Consider the following 16,909-nt stretch of genomic DNA (forward strand, 5'->3'; position numbering starts at 1 on the left):
TCCACACCAGACAATCAGTCTCGCGACCAAAAACCGTGCAAACCTTAGGGCGCATTCAGCAACCGCCAGCGGCGCCCCGCCCTCGTTGTGCCGGTATATAGACCCCACCCAACAAAACTGTCAACACGCCTTTTTCGCTTTTTTCAAACTTTCTGCATTTCGGATCATACCTGTGGATAACCCCGGTTTTCCGGCAAAGTGCAACGAGATCTTAACCGGTCGTCCGCGCGGGAACCTTAGCCAGTCAACGCCTCAGACGGCCGAACCGAAGCCCGTCAGAAAAGACGTTAGGTTATCGGAAAGTTCGTCGCAGAGGTAACCGCCCTCCTGGACGATGAGCGTCGGCAGGCGCAAGGCCGCGATCCTTTCGGCGATCCGGGCAAATCCTGCCGTTGAAACCGAAAGACCGCCGAATGGGTCACCTTCAAAAGCATCAAGGCCGAGCGCAACGACGAGCGCTTGCGGCGCAAAGGCTTCTATACGCCGGCAAGCCGATTCGAGCGCGTCGAGAAACACGTCATCGCCGGACTTGCGTGGCAATGGCAGATTATAATTGTAGCCAAGCCCGGCCCCATCTCCGCGCTCGTCAGCATAGCCCCAAAAGAAGGGATAAAAGCGCACGGGATCGGCGTGGATCGAAACGGTGAGAACGTCCGCCCGACCGTAGAAAATGCCCTGCGTGCCATTGCCATGGTGGAGGTCGACATCAAGAACTGCAACACGGTCGGCCTGTTTGCGCAACCTTTGTGCGGCGACCGCGGAATTGTTGATGAAACAGAAACCGCCGGCAACGTCGCTAAAGGCATGGTGTCCAGGCGGCCGGCACAGGGCGTAGGCTGCGCGCTCGCCCGACATCACAGTTTCCGCAGCTTCCACGGCACTCCAGGCACTCCAGCAGGCACTTTGAAAGGTTTCGGCAGAAATGGGACAGGACGTATCGGCCATATGGTAGCCGGCTTGCCCGACCGCCGAAGCCGGATAGCTGCCGGAACGATTGATTGGATGGATGTTGGCAATGACTTCCTGCGATGCGCCGGGGATCATCTGCCAGCGCCGGTGGATGTTTTCAAGAAATTCCAGATATTCAGGCGTATGGACCGCCGCAATCGGCGCAAGGCCGTGATTGGCCGGGTGATGAATGCTGGAGCCAGCGGCCCGCGCCCCCGCAAGCAGGCGATCAATGCGCTCGGGCTTTTCCGGATTGGGCTGCGGCGCGCCGCTCGAAAGGAAGCCTTTGGGATCGTGACGCCTCTGGTCGTCCCCGTAAAACGTCTTCATCTCTCCTCCTCGCTGCTCTGGCACTGCGCCAATGCGCTAAAGGCATCACCATAAATGCCATGGATGTGTTCGGCTTGCGACCATTCGATGCCAAGGCGCGCATAGAAACTCTGTGCCCCGAGATTGGCCGTGTCCACCGAGAGCCGCAAATAGGCAGCACCGCGTTGGTGCGCGCGACTGGCCGCAGCCTTGAGCAGGCGCTCGCCGACCCGCCTGCCCCGAAACGCGGGCTCCACGAATATGTCCTGGATGTAGATACCGGGCTTGCCGCGCCAGGTAGAGAAGCTTGGAAAATACAGGCACATGCCGGCAAAGGCGCCGCCGATCTCGGCGATGAGTGCCTCAAAAGCAGCTTCGTCGCCGAAACCATAACGCTCAAGATCATCCGGCGAACTCGTAACCCGTGCTTGCGCACCCATCCCTGCCGCCATCGCGAGGATCGCATGATGCAATAGCGGCGCATCGCCGGCCCTTGCCAAACGGATCGTCACGGCGGCCATCAGAAGGCCACCCTGTCGCCACCCTTCAAGGCGAGCATGGCGCGGGCCTCGGCCGGCGTTGCGACATCGAGCGACAAGGCGTCAAGGACCGCGCGGATGCGCCTTACCTGATCGGCATTGGATTTTGCAAGGGCGCCGCGCCCGAGCATGAGATTGTCTTCCAGCCCGACGCGGACGTTGCCGCCCATCGCCGCTGCCATGGAGATCATCGGCATCTGGTGTCGTCCGGCTGCGAGTACCGAGAAATCATAGGTTTCGCCGAAGAGCTTGTCGGCAATGCGCTTCATGTGGGTAAGGTTTTCAGGATCCGCGCCGATGCCGCCAAGCACGCCAAAGACAAACTGGATGAACAGCGGCCCCGAAACGAGACCACGATCGCGAAAATGGGCGAGCGTGTAGAGATGGCCGACATCATAACATTCGAATTCGAAACGCGTGCCGCAGCCCTCGCCGAGCCGCACGAGAATATTCTCGATGTCGGCAAAGCTATTCTTAAAGATCGTTTCGCGCGTAGCCTCGAGTAGTTGCGGTTCCCACGCATGCCGCCACTCGCCATAGCGGTCAAGGGCAGGATAAAGGCCGAAATTCATCGAGCCCATGTTGAGTGAGCACATTTCCGGTTCGGCGCGCAGCGCGGCCGCAAGGCGGTCGTCGAGCAGCATCACCGAGCTGCCGCCGGTCGAAACATTGATGACCGCATCGCAGGCCTCTTTGATGCGTGGCAGGAATTGCATGAACACATCAGGATCAGCTGATGGCCTGCCATCGTGCGGATCGCGGGCGTGAAGGTGCAGGATCGAAGCGCCGGCCTCGGCCGCCTCGATGGCCTGGGCCGCGATCGCATCGGGCGTCACCGGCAGATAGGGACTCATGGTCGGCGTATGCACCGAACCGGTGACGGCGCACGTTATGATGACTTTTTTCCTGGCCATGATCGCATTCAACCGTTGACGGGAAGGTCAAGCTCGCCGGCAAGCTGGCGCAGCGTCTCATCGAGGATACCGGAAATTTCAACGATCTCGTGGCGCGTTACGATCATCGGCGGGCACACGAGGAAATGATCCCCCTCGACGCCGCCACGCGTGCGACGCGAATAGATGATCAAGCCTTTATCATAGGCAATATCGACGACGCGCTGGAAGGCATTTTTTCCCTTCGGCAGCGGCCGCATCGTTGCCTTGTCGGCGACGAACTCCGCAGCAAGAAGCAAGCCCTTGCCCCGGACGTCGCCGATGAAGGGATAGCGACCGGCAAGAGCAACGAGCTCGTTATTGAGAACCGCGCCCATCGTGTGCGCATTGCCGATAAGATCGTGGCGCTCGATCTCATCAAGAACGGCTCCGCCCGCGGCGCAGGCCAGGGGATTGCCCGCATAGGTATAGCCATGTTGAAAGCCGCCGCCGTCAAGCACCGGCTTGACCATGCGAGAGGGCGCGACCATTGCTCCAAGCGGACTGTAGCCGGCACCGAAGCCCTTCGACAGGGCGATGAGATCGGGTCGACAGTTCCAGTGATCGCCACCGAGAAACCTGCCGGTGCGCCCGACACCGCTCATGACCTCATCATGGATAAGGAGCACGCCATAGCGGTCGCAAATCTCGCGGATGCGGGGGTAATAGCTATCAGGGGCGACGAGCGCACCGGTCGATGCCCCGCCGATCGGCTCCATGATGAAGGCGAGCACCTCTTCGGGACCTTCGGCGAGAATTCTCTCCTCAAGCTTGTCGGCGTAGCGCAGCCCGCGCTCTTCCATCGACAGGTTGTCGCGGTCGAGATAGGCAGTCGGTGCGGGAATGGCCGGCATTTCCTTCATCATCGGGCGGAAGGGATCAGCAAGTGCTGCATAGCCGGTGACGGCAAGGGCCCCGAGGGTCCCGCCATGATAGGACGGGAAGCGGGAGACAACCTTCCAACGCCGGCCCTCGCCGATCGCCACGGCATATTGCCGGGCAAATTTGAGACAGGATTCCACTGCCTCCGAACCGCCGGAAACAAAGAACACCTTGTCCATGCCATCTGGCATATAAGTGGATATGCGGCGCGCCAGATCTTCGGCGGGTTCATTTTCGAAATGCAGCCGATAGGCGAATGTCACCTTGTCGAGCTGCTTCTTCATGGTCTCTATGACATGGCGATTGCCATGGCCGATATTGACCACCATGGCCCCGCTCGAACCGTCGATGTAGCGGTTACCGGCCTTGTCCCAGAGGTATATGCCCTCGGCCCGATCAACGAGCGGGCGGCGCAGCCGCGTCTGGTAGAAGAGGTGCGAGGACGCGCTCGGTGCTGGCGAAAAGTCGGGCATGGGCTGGCTGGGCATGTCTTAATCCGTTGTTATCGATGAAGGTACCGGTCCAGAACGTTGGCGGTCACACGCTCGACCATTTTATCGCGCCGCAAGAGCCCGGCGACCCATTCGCAGGTGCCGGCATGGAAGACCTCGCCCTTGCCGCGCGAGAAGTTGACGATCATTCCGGCGCCGCGCTTGTAACGTTCGACGGCCGCATCGCCATGATTTCCGGCAAGGACATCGGCGACGAAAAGCGCATCTTCGTCGCCGAGGAATTGCCCTTCAGCCGGTATATCCGCCCTTTCCTCCTTGAGTGAGGAGAGACCAAGGCCAAGGATCTGCAATCCATCCGGGGGATCGCCCTCGCCTGTCGGCTCCGGCAATCCATGGCGGATCACATAGTCCAGCCCGTCGACTTCATAGCCGAAAATGTGGCTGTCGGCGCCAAGCAGATCGCCGTAATAAAGACCCGTCCCGGCAAATGCCCAATGCTCGGGCCTGTAGATCGGGAACCCGCGCGCGCCGCGCGGCGCGCAGCCGCCCCAGCCGGCATAAAGACCATAGGTGGCATTGAGCCCGAATGTCCTGGCGCCCGGGCGGCCGATCTCCCTGGCTTCCCACGAATTGGTGACGCGCCTGATATCGCCCTTGGCGTAGAAAGGGTCCTCATCCCGCGCCCGATACTTATAACAAACCTGGCGTTTGCCTTCATTTTCAAGGCGGGTCTGCCACATGAAATTCCCGGCAAAGCGCGCCACACGACCGCCGCGATCGACATAATCGTCAACGGTGTCACGCATCTCCCACGTCCAGTATTCGTCGTGACCAACAAAGACGACGCAGCTGTAACCCTCGACAAGTTCCGGATGAAAATGCAATTCGTGCTGGCTGGCAAGGTCGATGGCGTAGCCGGCATCCTCTGCCCAGTGAAAGAAGTGGCTGTCATAGCTCGCCCAGCCGGCCGAAGCGTATTTCTTCGAATAGCCGTTGGCATAAGCCCATTCCATGTGCGGATAGCGCGGTGCGACAGCGGGAAAAAGTGTGGTTTGGAGGGGAATGCGCGGCGCAGTTGCCGGCAGACGCACGAAACCACGGCCAAGCGGCCGTTCCATGCTCACGATCGGCGCAAACTGGTTTCGCTGCGGGCCGGTAATGCCCTGATAGTGGTTGGAACCGCCCCAGGTGTTATAGGCCGCCCAGGTGCCGGTGGCAGTAACCTGCAGGACACGGCCCGCCTTTTTCCCGGTTCGAGGCCGGACGATGAAGATGTGATCGCAACCGATGAGGGCGCCCTTGCGACCCTCGGCCGTCAACCGGACGCGGTAGGCTCCCGACGGCCAGTCCGCTCCGATGGTGAAATCGAATTGTGCCTCCCAGCCACAGCCCACGACTGAACATTGATCGGGCGTTTCCTGCCAGCAAGTGCCGATGTTCCTTGCCTGGAAGACGACCCGGCTCAATGCACCATCACGGATGATTTCGGCATCGAAGCCCGCCGACGTCGAAGAGACGAAAAGCGTAACCTGGGCGCCCGGCGCATAGGACAGGGCATCGGTGTAGCACCAGATTTCGCCCTTATCGCCATCCATGCCAGGATATTCGTAGTAGTGCCCGAGCACGGCTTCCCGCCGCTCGGATTCGGTCAGACCAAAATCGGGAAAATCGTCTCTAGCGTGCACGATGGCCACCTCCCTGGCCAGAATCGCTCACATTCATGCATTCCCGCGGCAGATAGTCAAAATGCCATGAAAGGGAAAGCTGCAATTATCGACGAGCGGCCACATCATTGAATGGCGCGCCGATCGTCGATCCCAGAAAAACGACTATGCCTTGTTCTTGTTGTAGACGTCGAAGACGACGGCGGCGAGTAGCACCAGCCCCTTGATCACCTGCTGCCAGTCAATGTTGACCCCCATGATCGACATGCCGTTGTTCATGACCCCCATGATGAAGGCGCCGATCACCGCACCCATCACTTGGCCGACACCGCCCATGGCCGAAGCGCCGCCGATGAACACGGCTGCGATGACGTCAAGCTCGAAGCCGAGGCCGGCCTTTGGCGTTGCCGTATTCAACCGCGCCGCGAAGATAAGACCGGCAAGGGCGGCAAGGACGCCCATGTTCACGAAGGTGAAGAAGGTCAGCCGCTCGGTCCTGATGCCGGAAAGTTTCGCCGCCTTTTCGTTGCCGCCCATCGCATAGATACGCCGGCCGATGGTCGTGCGCTTGGTCACGAATACGAAGAGCGCGATCAGGAGCGACATGACGATAAGGACGTTGGGGAGGCCCTTGTAGGACGAGAGCAGATAGGTCAGGTAAAGGATAATACCGGCGATGATCAGGTTCTTGGCGACGAAGAGTGCGAAAGGCTCGCCCTCATAGCCATGCTTCTCGCGCTTGGCGCGACCGCGAATGCTGAAATAGATCATCAGCGCCGCGAGAACGATGCCGATCAGCATCGAGGTGATGTTGAAGGTCGTCCCGCCAAAAATGTCGGGAATGAAGCCTGAGCTCAGCAGCTGAAATTGCGGCGGGAACGGTCCGACGGACTGGCCGCCAAGCAGCCATAGCGCCAGTCCCTTGAACACCAGCATGCCGGCGAGCGTCACGATGAATGATGGTATCTTGTGATAGGCGACCCAGTAGCCCTGCGCTGCACCGATCGCGCCGCCCATGATCAGGCAAAGGATGGTGGCGGGAATATAGTGGAGGTGCCACTGGACCATCATGACGGCCGCAAGTCCTCCGACAAAGCCCGATACCGAACCTACAGACAGGTCGATATGCCCCGCCACGATGACAAGAAGCATGCCGAGGGCCATGATGATGATGTAACTGTTCTGCAGCACCAGGTTGGTCAGGTTGACCGGGCGGAACAGCGTGCCGCTTGTGGTGACCTGGAAAAAGATCATGATGAGGATCAGGGCGAGCACCAGACCGTATTCCCGGAAATTGCCCTTTACGGCCGATCCGTCGGTCTTGAAATCCTTCTTTCCCTGGGTTGCTGTATCGATTGTCATGATGCTTTCCCTTCCGCACGGATAATGGCGCGCATGATTTTTTCCTGGCTGGCTTCACTGGCCGGCATTTCGCCGACGAGCCTGCCCTGGTTCATCACGTAGATGCGGTCGCAGACGCCAAGCAGCTCCGGCATTTCCGACGAGATCATCAGGACGCTTTTGCCTTCGCTAACCAGTTGGTTGATAATTGAATAAATCTCGTATTTCGCGCCGACATCGATGCCGCGCGTCGGCTCGTCGAGGATCAAAAGGTCCGGATTGGCAAAGAGCCATTTCGACAGGACCACCTTCTGCTGATTGCCACCGGAAAGGTTCCCGGTCTTCTGGTAGATGCTGGACGAGCGAATGTTGGTCTTGCGGCGATATTCATTGGCCACTTTAAGCTCGGCCATGTCGTCGATGACCCCATTGTGCGAAACGCCATCAAGATGGGCAATCGTTGTATTGTGCTTGATGTGATCGATTAGGTTCAGGCCGTAGGTCTTGCGATCTTCCGTGACATAGGCGATGCCGTTGTCGACGGCCTTGCCGATCGTCGAGACATCGACCTTCTTGCCATTGATGAAGACGTCGCCGCTGATCTTCTGGCCGTACGCCTTGCCGAAAACGCTCATGGCAAATTCCGTCCGGCCGGCGCCCATCAATCCCGCTATGCCGACGACCTCGCCCTTGCGGACATTGAGGTTGACGTTGTTGACAACCGTGCGGTCGCCATGGAGATGGTGGTGAACAACCCAGTCCTTCACTTCGAACACGACGTCGCCGATCTTGGGTTCGCGCTGGGGAAAGCGATCGGCCAGCTGACGTCCGACCATCAGCGTGACAATCCGGTCCTCAGAAATCTCGCTCTTGTCGAGCGTCTCGATCGTCGCTCCGTCGCGCAGCACGGTGATGCGGTCGGCAACCTTGCCGACCTCGTTGAGCTTGTGCGATATCAGGATCGACGAGATGCCATGCGCCTTGAATTCGAGGAGGAGCGTCAAAAGCGCGTCGCTGTCCTTTTCGTTGAGGCTTGCGGTCGGTTCATCGAGGATGAGGAGTTCGACTTCCTTTGATAGCGCCTTGGCGATTTCGACAAGCTGCTGTTTGCCGACACCGAGATTGGTAATCAGCGTCAGCGGATCTTCCTTCAGCCCGACCTTGGCAAGGAGCGCGCGCGTGCGTGATTCTGCGACATGCCAGTCGATGATGCCAAATCTTGCCGGTTCGTTGCCGAGGAAGATATTTTCGGCAATCGACAGCAAGGGAACCAGGGCGAGTTCCTGGTGGATGATGATGATGCCCTTCCTTTCGCTGTCAGCGATATCGCGGAAATGCTGCTCCTGGCCCTTGTAGTGAATTTCGCCCTCATAGCTGCCGTGCGGGTAAACGCCGCTCAAAACCTTCATCAGGGTCGATTTGCCCGCGCCGTTCTCGCCCACGAGCGCATGAATCTCGCCCTTGCGTACATTGAGATTGACATTGTTGAGCGCTTTCACACCGGGAAACGTCTTGGTGATGTTGCGCATTTCGAGGATAGTTTCCATCGAGATCCTCATCGATGCCATGTGGCCGCTGGCCGGCATCGCTCCCTTCGCATTTTTATTCGGCTTTGCGGTCCTTTACCACCGGATTCCGCCAAGCTCCAATCGTCAAAAAACGAACCCCGCGCGGCAAGGCGCAGGGTTCGCTCCGGATCGATCCATTATTTCAGCTGGTCTTCCTTGTAATAGCCGGAGCCAATCAGAATTTCCTTCCAGTTGGTCTTGTCGACCTCGACGGGCTTCAACAGGTAAGCCGGGACAACCTTGACGCCATTGTTATAGGTCTTGGTGTCGTTGATTTCCGGCTCGTCGCCCTTGAGCACGGCATCGATCAGATTGGACGTCACCTTGGCAAGGTCGCGGGTATCCTTGAAGATCGTCGAATACTGTTCGCCGGCAATGATCGACTTGACGGAGGGCACCTCTGCGTCCTGCCCGGAAACGAACGGGAACGGCTGATCCTTGGTGCCGTAGCCGACGCCGCGCAGCGAAGAGAGGATACCAATCGACAGACCGTCATAGGGCGACAGGACGGCATTGACCTTCTTGTCGGTGTAATAGGCCGAAAGGAGGTTATCCATACGGGCCTGGGCGACAGCACCATCCCAACGCAGCGTGCCGACCTTGTCCATGCCCATCTGGCCCGACTGCACGACCAGCTTGCCACTGTCAATCAGGGGCTGCAGAACGGACATCGCGCCATTGTAGAAGAAGAAGGCATTGTTATCGTCTGGTGATCCGCCAAAGAGTTCGATGTTGAACGGACCCTTGGCATCGGGCAGTCCAAGCGCCTTGACCAGCGAGCTCGCCTGGAGGACGCCAACCTGGAAGTTGTCGAACGTGGTGTAGTAATCGACATTGGGGCTGTCACGGATCAGGCGGTCATAGGCGATGACCTTGATACCGGCATCGTGTGCCTGCTGGAGGACATTCGACAGCGTCGTACCGTCGATCGCTGCGATGACCAACACCTTGACGCCCTTGGTGACCATGTTCTCGATCTGCGCGAGCTGGTTGGGGATATCATCTTCCGCATATTGCAGGTCAGTGTTGTAGCCACGCTCCTTGAGCGTCTTGACCATATTGTCGCCATCGGCGATCCAGCGTGCCGAGGATTTCGTCGGCATCGCGATCCCGACCGTGCCCTTGTCTTCAGCGAAGCTTTGCGCGCCCATGACCCCAAGTGCGATCAGGCCCGCAGCAAACAGTTTAAGCATTTTCACGTCTGTTCCTCCCAGTTTCCATCATGTCCAATGCAAATGTCCCGGCCTCAGCCTTTGGATTTTTTGCACCGAACCAGTTCCTCCCAGAGCGGGGTCGTCCAACACTTATCTCAAAAGTATTACTTTTGAAATAGGCTTTCGCCGGATCGAAAAAATGTCACGATCCACGGTCGAGCGCCGCCGACGATGCCATCGCGTAACGCCCGTTTACATCAATATAATACTATTATATTATTTTTTAGGAAGGCAGGATCGGGCGCTTATCGTGTGGGACCTGTTATTCATATACCCAAACATGCGGGAGGAAAGCCTTGAATCTGGTTCAATTGATCAATGCCAATGGAAAGCGGCAGGTCGCGGCGCGCGTTGCCGACGTGTTCCGCGTGGTAAAGCGCACGCGCTCGGTGCTTGAACTCGCCCATGCTGCGATCAACGCCAAGACAGACATCGCCGATATCGTCGAGGCTCGTGGCCTTGGCAAGAAAGTCGACATTGACGCAGCCTATAAGGAAGGACGCCTGCTTGCTCCGATCGACACGCACGATTTCGCTCATATCCATCTGACGGGTACCGGTCTTACCCACCTTGGCTCTGCCGCAACCCGCGACGCGATGCATCGCAAGATCGGCGATGCGAAGGAGGAAACGCTCACGGATTCAATGAAAATGTTCCGCATGGGCCTCGAGAATGGCAAACCTAAAAAGGGACAGACGGGCGTACAGCCAGAATGGTTCTACAAGGGCAACGGATCGATGCTCACGGCGCCAGGCGAGCCGCTGCTTTCGCCTGCTTTCGCCAACGATGCCGGCGAAGAACCGGAAATCGCAGGCATCTATGTTATCGGCCCGGACGGATCGCCCTTTCGCATCGGATTTGCGCTGGCCAACGAATTTTCCGACCACGTCATGGAACGGGTCAACTATCTCTATCTCGCCCACTCGAAGCTGCGACCCTGTTCCGTTGGTCCGGAACTGATCGTTGGCGATCTTCCAGCGGACATCCGCGGTACCTCGCGCATCCTGCGCAAGAACAAGACCGTTTGGGAAAAGCCCTTCCTGTCGGGCGAGGACAACATGTCCCATACGATCGACAACCTTGAACACCATCACTTCAAATACAGCGTGTTTCGCCAGCCCGGCGATATTCACGTGCATATGTTCGGCACCGCAACGCTTTCCTTTGCTGACGGCGTGAAGGCGGAAAATGGCGACGTCTTCGAGATCGAGGCACCGGCCTTCGGTCTGCCACTGCGCAATCCGCTCAAGGTTGAAAAGCCGTCCAAGGTGAAAGTGAGAGCGCTCTAGAATTTCGGCCACGCGCAAGGACCGCCGGTTGCAGCTAACCGGCGGTTTTCTGCCCGGCCGCGAGCACGCGCTCGGCGCCCTCGCGAATCACCACACGCATTGCCTCTTTGGCTGCCTCCGCATCGCCGGCCTTGATGGCATCGGCGATCGCAGCATGCCTTGCCACGGAACGCACGTGGCTTTCGGAATTGGGGATCGGCGAACTGATGGTGAAGGTCGTCACCAGCGCCACTTCGATCAGCGCACTGATCGAGCGCATGAACGGGTTTCCGGATGCTTCGGCTATGGCGATGTGAAATTGCAGGTCACTATAGACGAAATCTGCCGCAGATTCGCGCGCACTGCCCATCTTGCCGACCCAATGATAAAGCGCCTCAAGCTGTTCGTCCGTGCGACGCAGCGCTGCAAGACCTGCCGCTTCCGGCTCGAGCGCGAGCCGCATCTCGACGATGCTTGAAAGGAAATGGGCGCTTGCCCCCGCCTCAAAGTGCCAGACCAGGATATCGGGATCGAACAGGTTCCAGTGCGAGCGTTCGCGCACGCGCGTTCCGATCTTGGCTTTCGGCTGGATGAGCCCTTTGGCAGCGAGCGTCTTCAGCGCCTCGCGCAGAACCGTTCGCGAAACACCAAAGCGCTCAAGGAGCTCGGCATCGCCAGGCAGGATCGTGTTTTCCGGGTAGGCGCCGCTGATGATCTTCAGGCCGAGATCACGCATGACGTGGCCATGATGGGTGCGCGATTGACCCGCCGTGCGGAAGTCATAGTTGAGGAGCTCGTTGTCTGCCAACTTTTTGCCTGCTATGTGCTTGGTGGGCAAATCAGCCAACATTTGCCGCTGCTTAACGTGTAAGCGGCTCTGCCTCCCGGCTGTCCTCCCAACCTTTTGTCTCTATTTATAATATAATAATATCAATAACAATCGACAAGCTTGGTGTATGTCCGAATCAGCGCGTCGCCAGCTGGTTTTCCTATCCCTGTCAGGGCAATATATGACAGATTTCCGCCGCCAACTGCCCGGTTTCGTCTGCCCGCGACGCCGGTTTGGCCCCAATCACGAGGGTCGAACGATCAGACACCCTTGATGGCGAGGTCCCGTCGGCGGGCTTGGCCGCAGCGCGAAGCTGTGTTCTTATGGCGGCAAGGAGACGCGCACCATGACGACACGTGGCTTCAGCGGGCGGGGACAAGCGCCGGAAATCAAGCATCGCATCCCGCCGGGGCAATCGCTGACCGATGATTTTCCCGTCCTGTCGGCCGGTCCAACGCCACGCGTACGCGTGGAAGACTGGTCGTTCACGCTGAAGGTCGGACCGAGGCCGATCGTCAGCTTTAACTGGGCCGAGTTCAACGCCTTGCCGCAAACCAGGCTGACACGCGATATCCATTGCGTCACCGCCTGGTCCAAGCTCGACACCCATTGGCAGGGCGTGCTTGTCGACGACATCCTCGCAGAAGCCAATCTTGAACCCCCTACGGAATTTCTCCTTGCACATGGCTATGATGGCTATACGACCAACGTGCCGGTGAAGGACCTGACGGGCGGCAAGGCGATGATCGCAACGTCCTATGATGGCAAGCCGCTGACGGCGGATCATGGCGGGCCAGCTCGGCTTCTCGTGCCGCACCTTTACTTCTGGAAATCGGCAAAATGGATCAACGGCCTGCAGTTTACGACGCGCGACGAACCGGGGTTCTGGGAGCTGCGCGGCTATCACATCTATGGTGACCCCTGGCGTGAGCAGCGCTATAGCGGCGACTAGGATCGAAACGTGCAGGACCGGTCGGCGGGATTACGCGTTGAATGGCAAAGGGCGACCATAACCGGGATTTCGCGACAGTCGGCCCGTGTGAGCAGCTTTTTCTTCGCGCCCTCAAAGCCCTTTGTCTACGAGGCCGGTCAGCACGTTGACGTAAGGCTGACTGCGCCGGACGGCTACCAGGCGCAGCGCAGCTATTCGATTGCGTCAGCGCCTGAAAGCGGTGCGTCGATCGAACTTGCCGTCGAACGGCTGGATGACGGCGAAGTCTCCGCGTTCTTCCATGACATAGCGCAGATTGGCGACGAGATCGAATTGCGCGGGCCGATCGGCGGTCACTTCATCTGGACAGTGGCCGATGGCGGGCCGATTTTCCTCGTTGGAGGCGGCTCCGGCGTCGTGCCGCTGGTCTCCATGGTGCGCCATCGGCAGGCGCGGGCGTCGACGACACCTTTCCTCCTTCTCTATTCGGCGCGAACCTTTGACGAAATCATCTTTCGCGAAGAACTCCTCGATCTGGCGGCAAAAGCGAGCGGCTTCAGCCTTGCGCTTGCCCTTACACGCGAGATGGTCCAGCGCGAAGGCCACTACACCCGCCGCATCGACGCATCAATTGTCACGCAAACCCTCACCCGCCTTCCAGCCCCGCCGAAACAAACGTTCGTCTGCGGCTCCAATGCATTCGTGACCGCCGCTACCGACGCGCTGACTGCAGCTGGCATCCTTGCCGGCTCGATCCGGGTCGAGCGCTACGGTGTCTAGTCAAGCTTCAATGCGCCACCGACCTGCCGTCGAGCCGGATCCCGCTGACCATGTCGAACAGATGTACATGGGCCGGATCGATTGACACGGTGATCGTGTCGCCCGGCCGGATTAGGAGGCGCTCGCGAAACAGACAGTTGATCTCCTGTTCGCCGAGTCTGCCGACCACCATGATCTCCGACCCCGTCGGCTCAACGACGTCCACACTTACCTTTACGCCCTCGGCCGCAATCTTGATGTGTTCGGGGCGAATGCCAAAGGTCGCCTCGCCGGACGATGGCGCCTTTGCGCCGTTCGGCAACGGCAAGCGGATGCCGTCGCTCGTTACGAAGGCGCCGCCATCGATCCTGCCGTTGATGAAGTTCATGGCTGGCGAACCAATGAAGCCGGCGACGAACAGATTGGCCGGATGATCGTAGAGTTCGAGTGGTGTGCCGATCTGTTCAACGAGCCCGTCTTTCATGACGACGATCTTGTCGGCCATCGTCATGGCCTCGATCTGATCGTGGGTCACGTAGACGATGGTCGTTCCGAGACGCTGATGCAGGCCCTTTATCTCGCTGCGCATCTGGACGCGCAACTTGGCGTCGAGGTTGGACAGGGGCTCATCGAAAAGGAAGACTTGCGGATCGCGCACGATCGCCCGGCCCATCGCGACGCGCTGGCGCTGGCCGCCCGAAAGCTGGCGCGGGAAGCGGTCAAGCAGCTTTTCGAGACCGAGGATTTCGGCCGCGCGTCCAACCCGGCTCACCTTCTCCTGCCTCGGCGCATTCTTCAGCATGAGGGCAAAGCCCATATTGTCGGCGACCGTCATGTGCGGATAAAGCGCATAGTTCTGGAAGACCATGGCAATATCGCGTTCCTTGGCAGGCAGATCGTTGACCACGCGGTCGCCGATCGCGATCTCACCGCCCGTGATCTCCTCAAGGCCGGCGATCATGCGCAGGAGCGTCGACTTCCCGCAGCCGGACGGCCCGACGAGAATCACGAACTCGCCGTCGTCGATGTCGACCGAAACGCCGTGCATGACATTGACATTGCCGTAAGTCTTGGTGACGTCCCTGATGGAGACAGAGGCCATGCGACCCTCCTTGAGTTTTCAGCCGCCCTTGACGGCGCCGGCTGTTAGGCCGGCAATGATCTGACGTTGCGCAAAAACGGTAAGCAAAAGGACCGGAAGGGTCACGACGAAGGCGGCGGCCGCGAGAGGTCCCCAGCTCACCTGTTCGAATGAAAGCATGTTGTAAACGGCGACAGGCAGCGTGCGTGTCTCTCGACTTGCAAGCACGATGCCGAAGACAAAGTTGTTCCACGAAAAGATGACGGCAAGGATGAGCGACACGACAATGCCGGGCTTGGCGATCGGCAGCGCCACCATGCGGAACACCTGCCAGGAGGTCGCGCCATCAATCATTGCCGCCTCTTCGAGCTCCATCGGCGTCGTCTCGAAATAGCCGATCATGATCCAGATGACGATAGGGACGGTCACCACGAGGTGTATGATGATCTGAGGCCAAAGTGTTCCCAGGAGCCCGAGCGTCTGGAACAGAAGGAAAAGGGGAATGAGGTAAGAGAGCCCGGGCGTCATGCGCGCGATCATGACGACGATGGCGGCCTTGTTCGCACGCAGGCGGGCGATGCCGTAGCCCGCGGGCACGCCGACGAGCAGCGCGAGAAGCGTCGCCGTACCCGTCACCAGGAGGCTGTTCCAGAAATAGTGCAGGAAATCATTGGTAGCGAAGATTTCCGTATAGTTCGACCAGGCAAAATTCTCCGGAATGAAGATCGGCGGATAGGCGCCATTGTCGATCTCGTATTTGAGCGAAAGGGACAGCATCCACAGGAAAAAGAAAATGGCCGGAGAGACGATGACAAACACAATGAAGGCGGTTCCCAGCGACTTCAGCAAACGACGACGTGCCATGGGCAGTCTCCTCAGCTGTTCCACTTTGTCCGCTGGCGCAGATGAAGCAGCGCCAGGGACATAGTGATGATGACGATGAAGAAGACGACGGCGAGCGCCGAGCCATAGCCGATGTCGTAATAGGCAAAGGCAACGTTATAGAGATAGATGTTGATCGTTTCCGACGCCGTGCCTGGCCCACCCTGCGTCATGGCAAAGATGATGTCGAAGCTTTTCAGGGCATCGATCGAGCGGATGATCACGGCAACCATCATGAAGGGCAGGATCATCGGCAGCGTGATAAAGCGGAACTTCTGCCAGCCATTTGCGCCGTCAATCTCGGCACTCTCGAAAGGATCGCGCGGCATGGCTGCGAGCCCGCCGAGAACGATCAACATAACAAGCGGCGTCCACTGCCAGGTTTCGACCAGCACGAGCGAGGGAATAACCGTATTCTGGTTGAAAATCCATTCCTGGGGGCCAATGCCGACAAGCGACAGAAGGTAGTTGAGAACGCCGAGCTGCGGATGGAACATCATGGTCCAGACAAGGGCGATCGCAACCGGCGTCGCCATCATAGGCATGACGAATATGCCGCGCAGGAGGCCGCGCATCGGCAGCTTGCTGTCAAACACCAGCGCAGCAATTGTGCCGAGAAGAAGGGGCGCCACCACCGACAACACCGTATAGACCAGCGTATGGGCCATGGACTCCCAGAATCGCGTGTCGCCGGCGATCCGGGTGAAATTAGCCAGGCCGACAAAGCGCTGGTCGCCGCCAAGATGCCATTCGTTGGCGCTCATCCACAGAGTGAACGCCCAGGGGAAAATGATGACCGCTCCGACGATGACCAGCGCCGGTACGACGAAGGGCCAATAGCTCGGCTTGAGCCGGCTCTTGACTTGCTTTGCTTTGGCGTCTTGCGCAACACGCGTCATTGTCGGGGCAGCCGTTGTCATGATGCCGTTGCCCTAGCCTTCACTGCGGGCGAGGACCGGACGGAATTCCTCGGTGGCGCGCTTCATTTCCGTCGCGGGATCGGCACCGCCGAGCAGGTTGGTCAGTCCGACACCCATTACGTCGCGGAATTCCGTGACGGGAATGATGACCGGCAGGCAAAGCTTGCTGACCTTGGCTGATTCGGAAAGCGCAGTAACCCAATCCTGAGGCATGGTAACGCCCTTGCGCACTTCAGGGTCATTGAGGATGGAGTTGCGGAACGGCACGCCGGAGCCGGTCTGCAAGAGGCGCGTCCCCATCTCCTTCGAAATCGCCCATTGGCAATAAAGATATGCCGCTTCCTTCTTGGATGAGCCTTCCGTTACGCCAATGCCGTCGCCGAACGTCGG

General features: G+C 58.9%; 15 protein-coding genes and 1 pseudogene. 3 read left to right on the forward strand and 13 right to left on the reverse strand.

From position 1 onward, the window contains the following. Positions 1–252 precede the first annotated feature (252 nt). The 8 genes from AAAB35_RS21245 to chvE form a co-directional block, all read right to left on the reverse strand. Positions 253–1,278, reverse strand: a complete 1,026-nt coding sequence (locus AAAB35_RS21245; protein ID WP_340670262.1) for a histone deacetylase family protein — start codon at positions 1,276–1,278, stop codon at positions 253–255. Beyond that, positions 1,275–1,778, reverse strand: coding sequence for a GNAT family N-acetyltransferase (locus AAAB35_RS21250; protein WP_340670263.1), 504 nt, complete (start codon positions 1,776–1,778; stop codon positions 1,275–1,277). Before AAAB35_RS21250 ends, AAAB35_RS21245 begins: the two co-directional genes overlap by 4 nt. Continuing rightward, entirely contained in the window at positions 1,778–2,710 is a 933-nt protein-coding gene (locus tag AAAB35_RS21255) for a 3-keto-5-aminohexanoate cleavage protein (RefSeq protein ID WP_340670264.1), read from the reverse strand. The genes AAAB35_RS21250 and AAAB35_RS21255 overlap by 1 nt, the downstream gene beginning before the upstream one ends. A gap of 8 nt (positions 2,711–2,718) precedes the next feature. Beyond that, on the reverse strand, positions 2,719–4,098 hold the full coding sequence (locus tag AAAB35_RS21260) for an aspartate aminotransferase family protein (RefSeq protein ID WP_340670265.1): 1,380 nt from the start codon (positions 4,096–4,098) through the stop codon (positions 2,719–2,721). A 14-nt stretch (positions 4,099–4,112) separates the two neighbouring features. Further along, a complete protein-coding gene (locus tag AAAB35_RS21265) occupies positions 4,113–5,747 on the reverse strand; it encodes a N,N-dimethylformamidase beta subunit family domain-containing protein (RefSeq protein WP_340670266.1) in 1,635 nt (544 codons plus the stop codon). Between the two features lie 144 nt (positions 5,748–5,891). Continuing rightward, a complete protein-coding gene (gene mmsB, locus AAAB35_RS21270; protein WP_340670267.1) occupies positions 5,892–7,088 on the reverse strand; it encodes a multiple monosaccharide ABC transporter permease in 1,197 nt (398 codons plus the stop codon). Beyond that, positions 7,085–8,614 (reverse strand): multiple monosaccharide ABC transporter ATP-binding protein, encoded by a 1,530-nt coding sequence (gene mmsA / locus AAAB35_RS21275; RefSeq protein WP_340670268.1) that lies wholly within the window; start codon positions 8,612–8,614, stop codon positions 7,085–7,087. Before mmsA ends, mmsB begins: the two co-directional genes overlap by 4 nt. 158 nt (positions 8,615–8,772) lie before the next feature. Continuing rightward, a complete protein-coding gene (gene chvE, locus AAAB35_RS21280; RefSeq protein WP_340670275.1) occupies positions 8,773–9,828 on the reverse strand; it encodes a multiple monosaccharide ABC transporter substrate-binding protein in 1,056 nt (351 codons plus the stop codon). 317 nt (positions 9,829–10,145) lie between these two features. Between chvE and araD1 the strand changes: the two genes are divergently transcribed. After that, positions 10,146–11,138, forward strand: a complete 993-nt coding sequence (gene araD1, locus AAAB35_RS21285; RefSeq protein WP_340670269.1) for an AraD1 family protein — start codon at positions 10,146–10,148, stop codon at positions 11,136–11,138. Between the two features lie 34 nt (positions 11,139–11,172). Here araD1 and AAAB35_RS21290 read toward each other — a convergent pair whose 3' ends face one another. Then, positions 11,173–11,925: a FadR/GntR family transcriptional regulator gene (locus AAAB35_RS21290; RefSeq protein WP_340670270.1), complete on the reverse strand. Its 753-nt coding sequence runs from the start codon at positions 11,923–11,925 to the stop codon at positions 11,173–11,175. A gap of 367 nt (positions 11,926–12,292) precedes the next feature. Here AAAB35_RS21290 and AAAB35_RS21295 point away from each other — a divergent pair, with 367 nt between their 5' ends. Beyond that, positions 12,293–12,898 (forward strand): sulfite oxidase-like oxidoreductase, encoded by a 606-nt coding sequence (locus tag AAAB35_RS21295; protein WP_340670271.1) that lies wholly within the window; start codon positions 12,293–12,295, stop codon positions 12,896–12,898. A 9-nt stretch (positions 12,899–12,907) separates the two neighbouring features. Further along, a complete protein-coding gene (locus AAAB35_RS21300; RefSeq protein ID WP_340670272.1) occupies positions 12,908–13,657 on the forward strand; it encodes a ferredoxin reductase in 750 nt (249 codons plus the stop codon). Positions 13,658–13,664: 7 nt separating this feature from the next. On the opposite strand, the gene ugpC is transcribed toward AAAB35_RS21300, so the two are convergent. The 4 genes and pseudogenes from ugpC to AAAB35_RS21320 form a co-directional block, all read right to left on the reverse strand. Continuing rightward, on the reverse strand, positions 13,665–14,738 hold the full coding sequence (gene ugpC, locus AAAB35_RS21305) for a sn-glycerol-3-phosphate ABC transporter ATP-binding protein UgpC (RefSeq protein WP_340670273.1): 1,074 nt from the start codon (positions 14,736–14,738) through the stop codon (positions 13,665–13,667). Between the two features lie 18 nt (positions 14,739–14,756). Further along, the gene (locus tag AAAB35_RS21310) at positions 14,757–15,581 is read right to left on the reverse strand and encodes a carbohydrate ABC transporter permease (protein WP_340670274.1); all 825 of its coding nucleotides are present in this window, start codon (positions 15,579–15,581) and stop codon (positions 14,757–14,759) included. Positions 15,582–15,592: 11 nt separating this feature from the next. After that, positions 15,593–16,498, reverse strand: coding sequence for a sugar ABC transporter permease (locus AAAB35_RS21315; RefSeq protein WP_340670276.1), 906 nt, complete (start codon positions 16,496–16,498; stop codon positions 15,593–15,595). 33 nt (positions 16,499–16,531) lie between these two features. Next, positions 16,532–16,909: pseudogene (locus tag AAAB35_RS21320) on the reverse strand (sugar ABC transporter substrate-binding protein); the annotation flags it as partial.

Origin of the sequence: Phyllobacterium sp. (genome assembly GCF_037994425.1) — a bacterium.
In the GTDB taxonomy this organism is placed as follows: domain Bacteria; phylum Pseudomonadota; class Alphaproteobacteria; order Rhizobiales; family Rhizobiaceae; genus Phyllobacterium.

What these genes read in the sequence shown, in the direction of transcription:
- AAAB35_RS21245 (WP_340670262.1), bottom strand. Translation starts at nt 1,278, where the DNA reads ATGAAGACGTTTTACGGGGACGACCAGAGGCGTCACGATCCCAAAGGC.
- AAAB35_RS21250 (WP_340670263.1), bottom strand. Translation starts at nt 1,778, where the DNA reads ATGGCCGCCGTGACGATCCGTTTGGCAAGGGCCGGCGATGCGCCGCTA.
- AAAB35_RS21255 (WP_340670264.1), bottom strand. Translation starts at nt 2,710, where the DNA reads ATGGCCAGGAAAAAAGTCATCATAACGTGCGCCGTCACCGGTTCGGTG.
- AAAB35_RS21260 (WP_340670265.1), bottom strand. Translation starts at nt 4,098, where the DNA reads ATGCCCAGCCAGCCCATGCCCGACTTTTCGCCAGCACCGAGCGCGTCC.
- mmsB (WP_340670267.1), bottom strand. Translation starts at nt 7,088, where the DNA reads ATGACAATCGATACAGCAACCCAGGGAAAGAAGGATTTCAAGACCGAC.
- mmsA (WP_340670268.1), bottom strand. Translation starts at nt 8,614, where the DNA reads ATGGAAACTATCCTCGAAATGCGCAACATCACCAAGACGTTTCCCGGT.
- chvE (WP_340670275.1), bottom strand. Translation starts at nt 9,828, where the DNA reads ATGCTTAAACTGTTTGCTGCGGGCCTGATCGCACTTGGGGTCATGGGC.
- AAAB35_RS21295 (WP_340670271.1), top strand. Translation starts at nt 12,293, where the DNA reads ATGACGACACGTGGCTTCAGCGGGCGGGGACAAGCGCCGGAAATCAAG.
- ugpC (WP_340670273.1), bottom strand. Translation starts at nt 14,738, where the DNA reads ATGGCCTCTGTCTCCATCAGGGACGTCACCAAGACTTACGGCAATGTC.
- AAAB35_RS21310 (WP_340670274.1), bottom strand. Translation starts at nt 15,581, where the DNA reads ATGGCACGTCGTCGTTTGCTGAAGTCGCTGGGAACCGCCTTCATTGTG.
- AAAB35_RS21315 (WP_340670276.1), bottom strand. Translation starts at nt 16,498, where the DNA reads ATGACGCGTGTTGCGCAAGACGCCAAAGCAAAGCAAGTCAAGAGCCGG.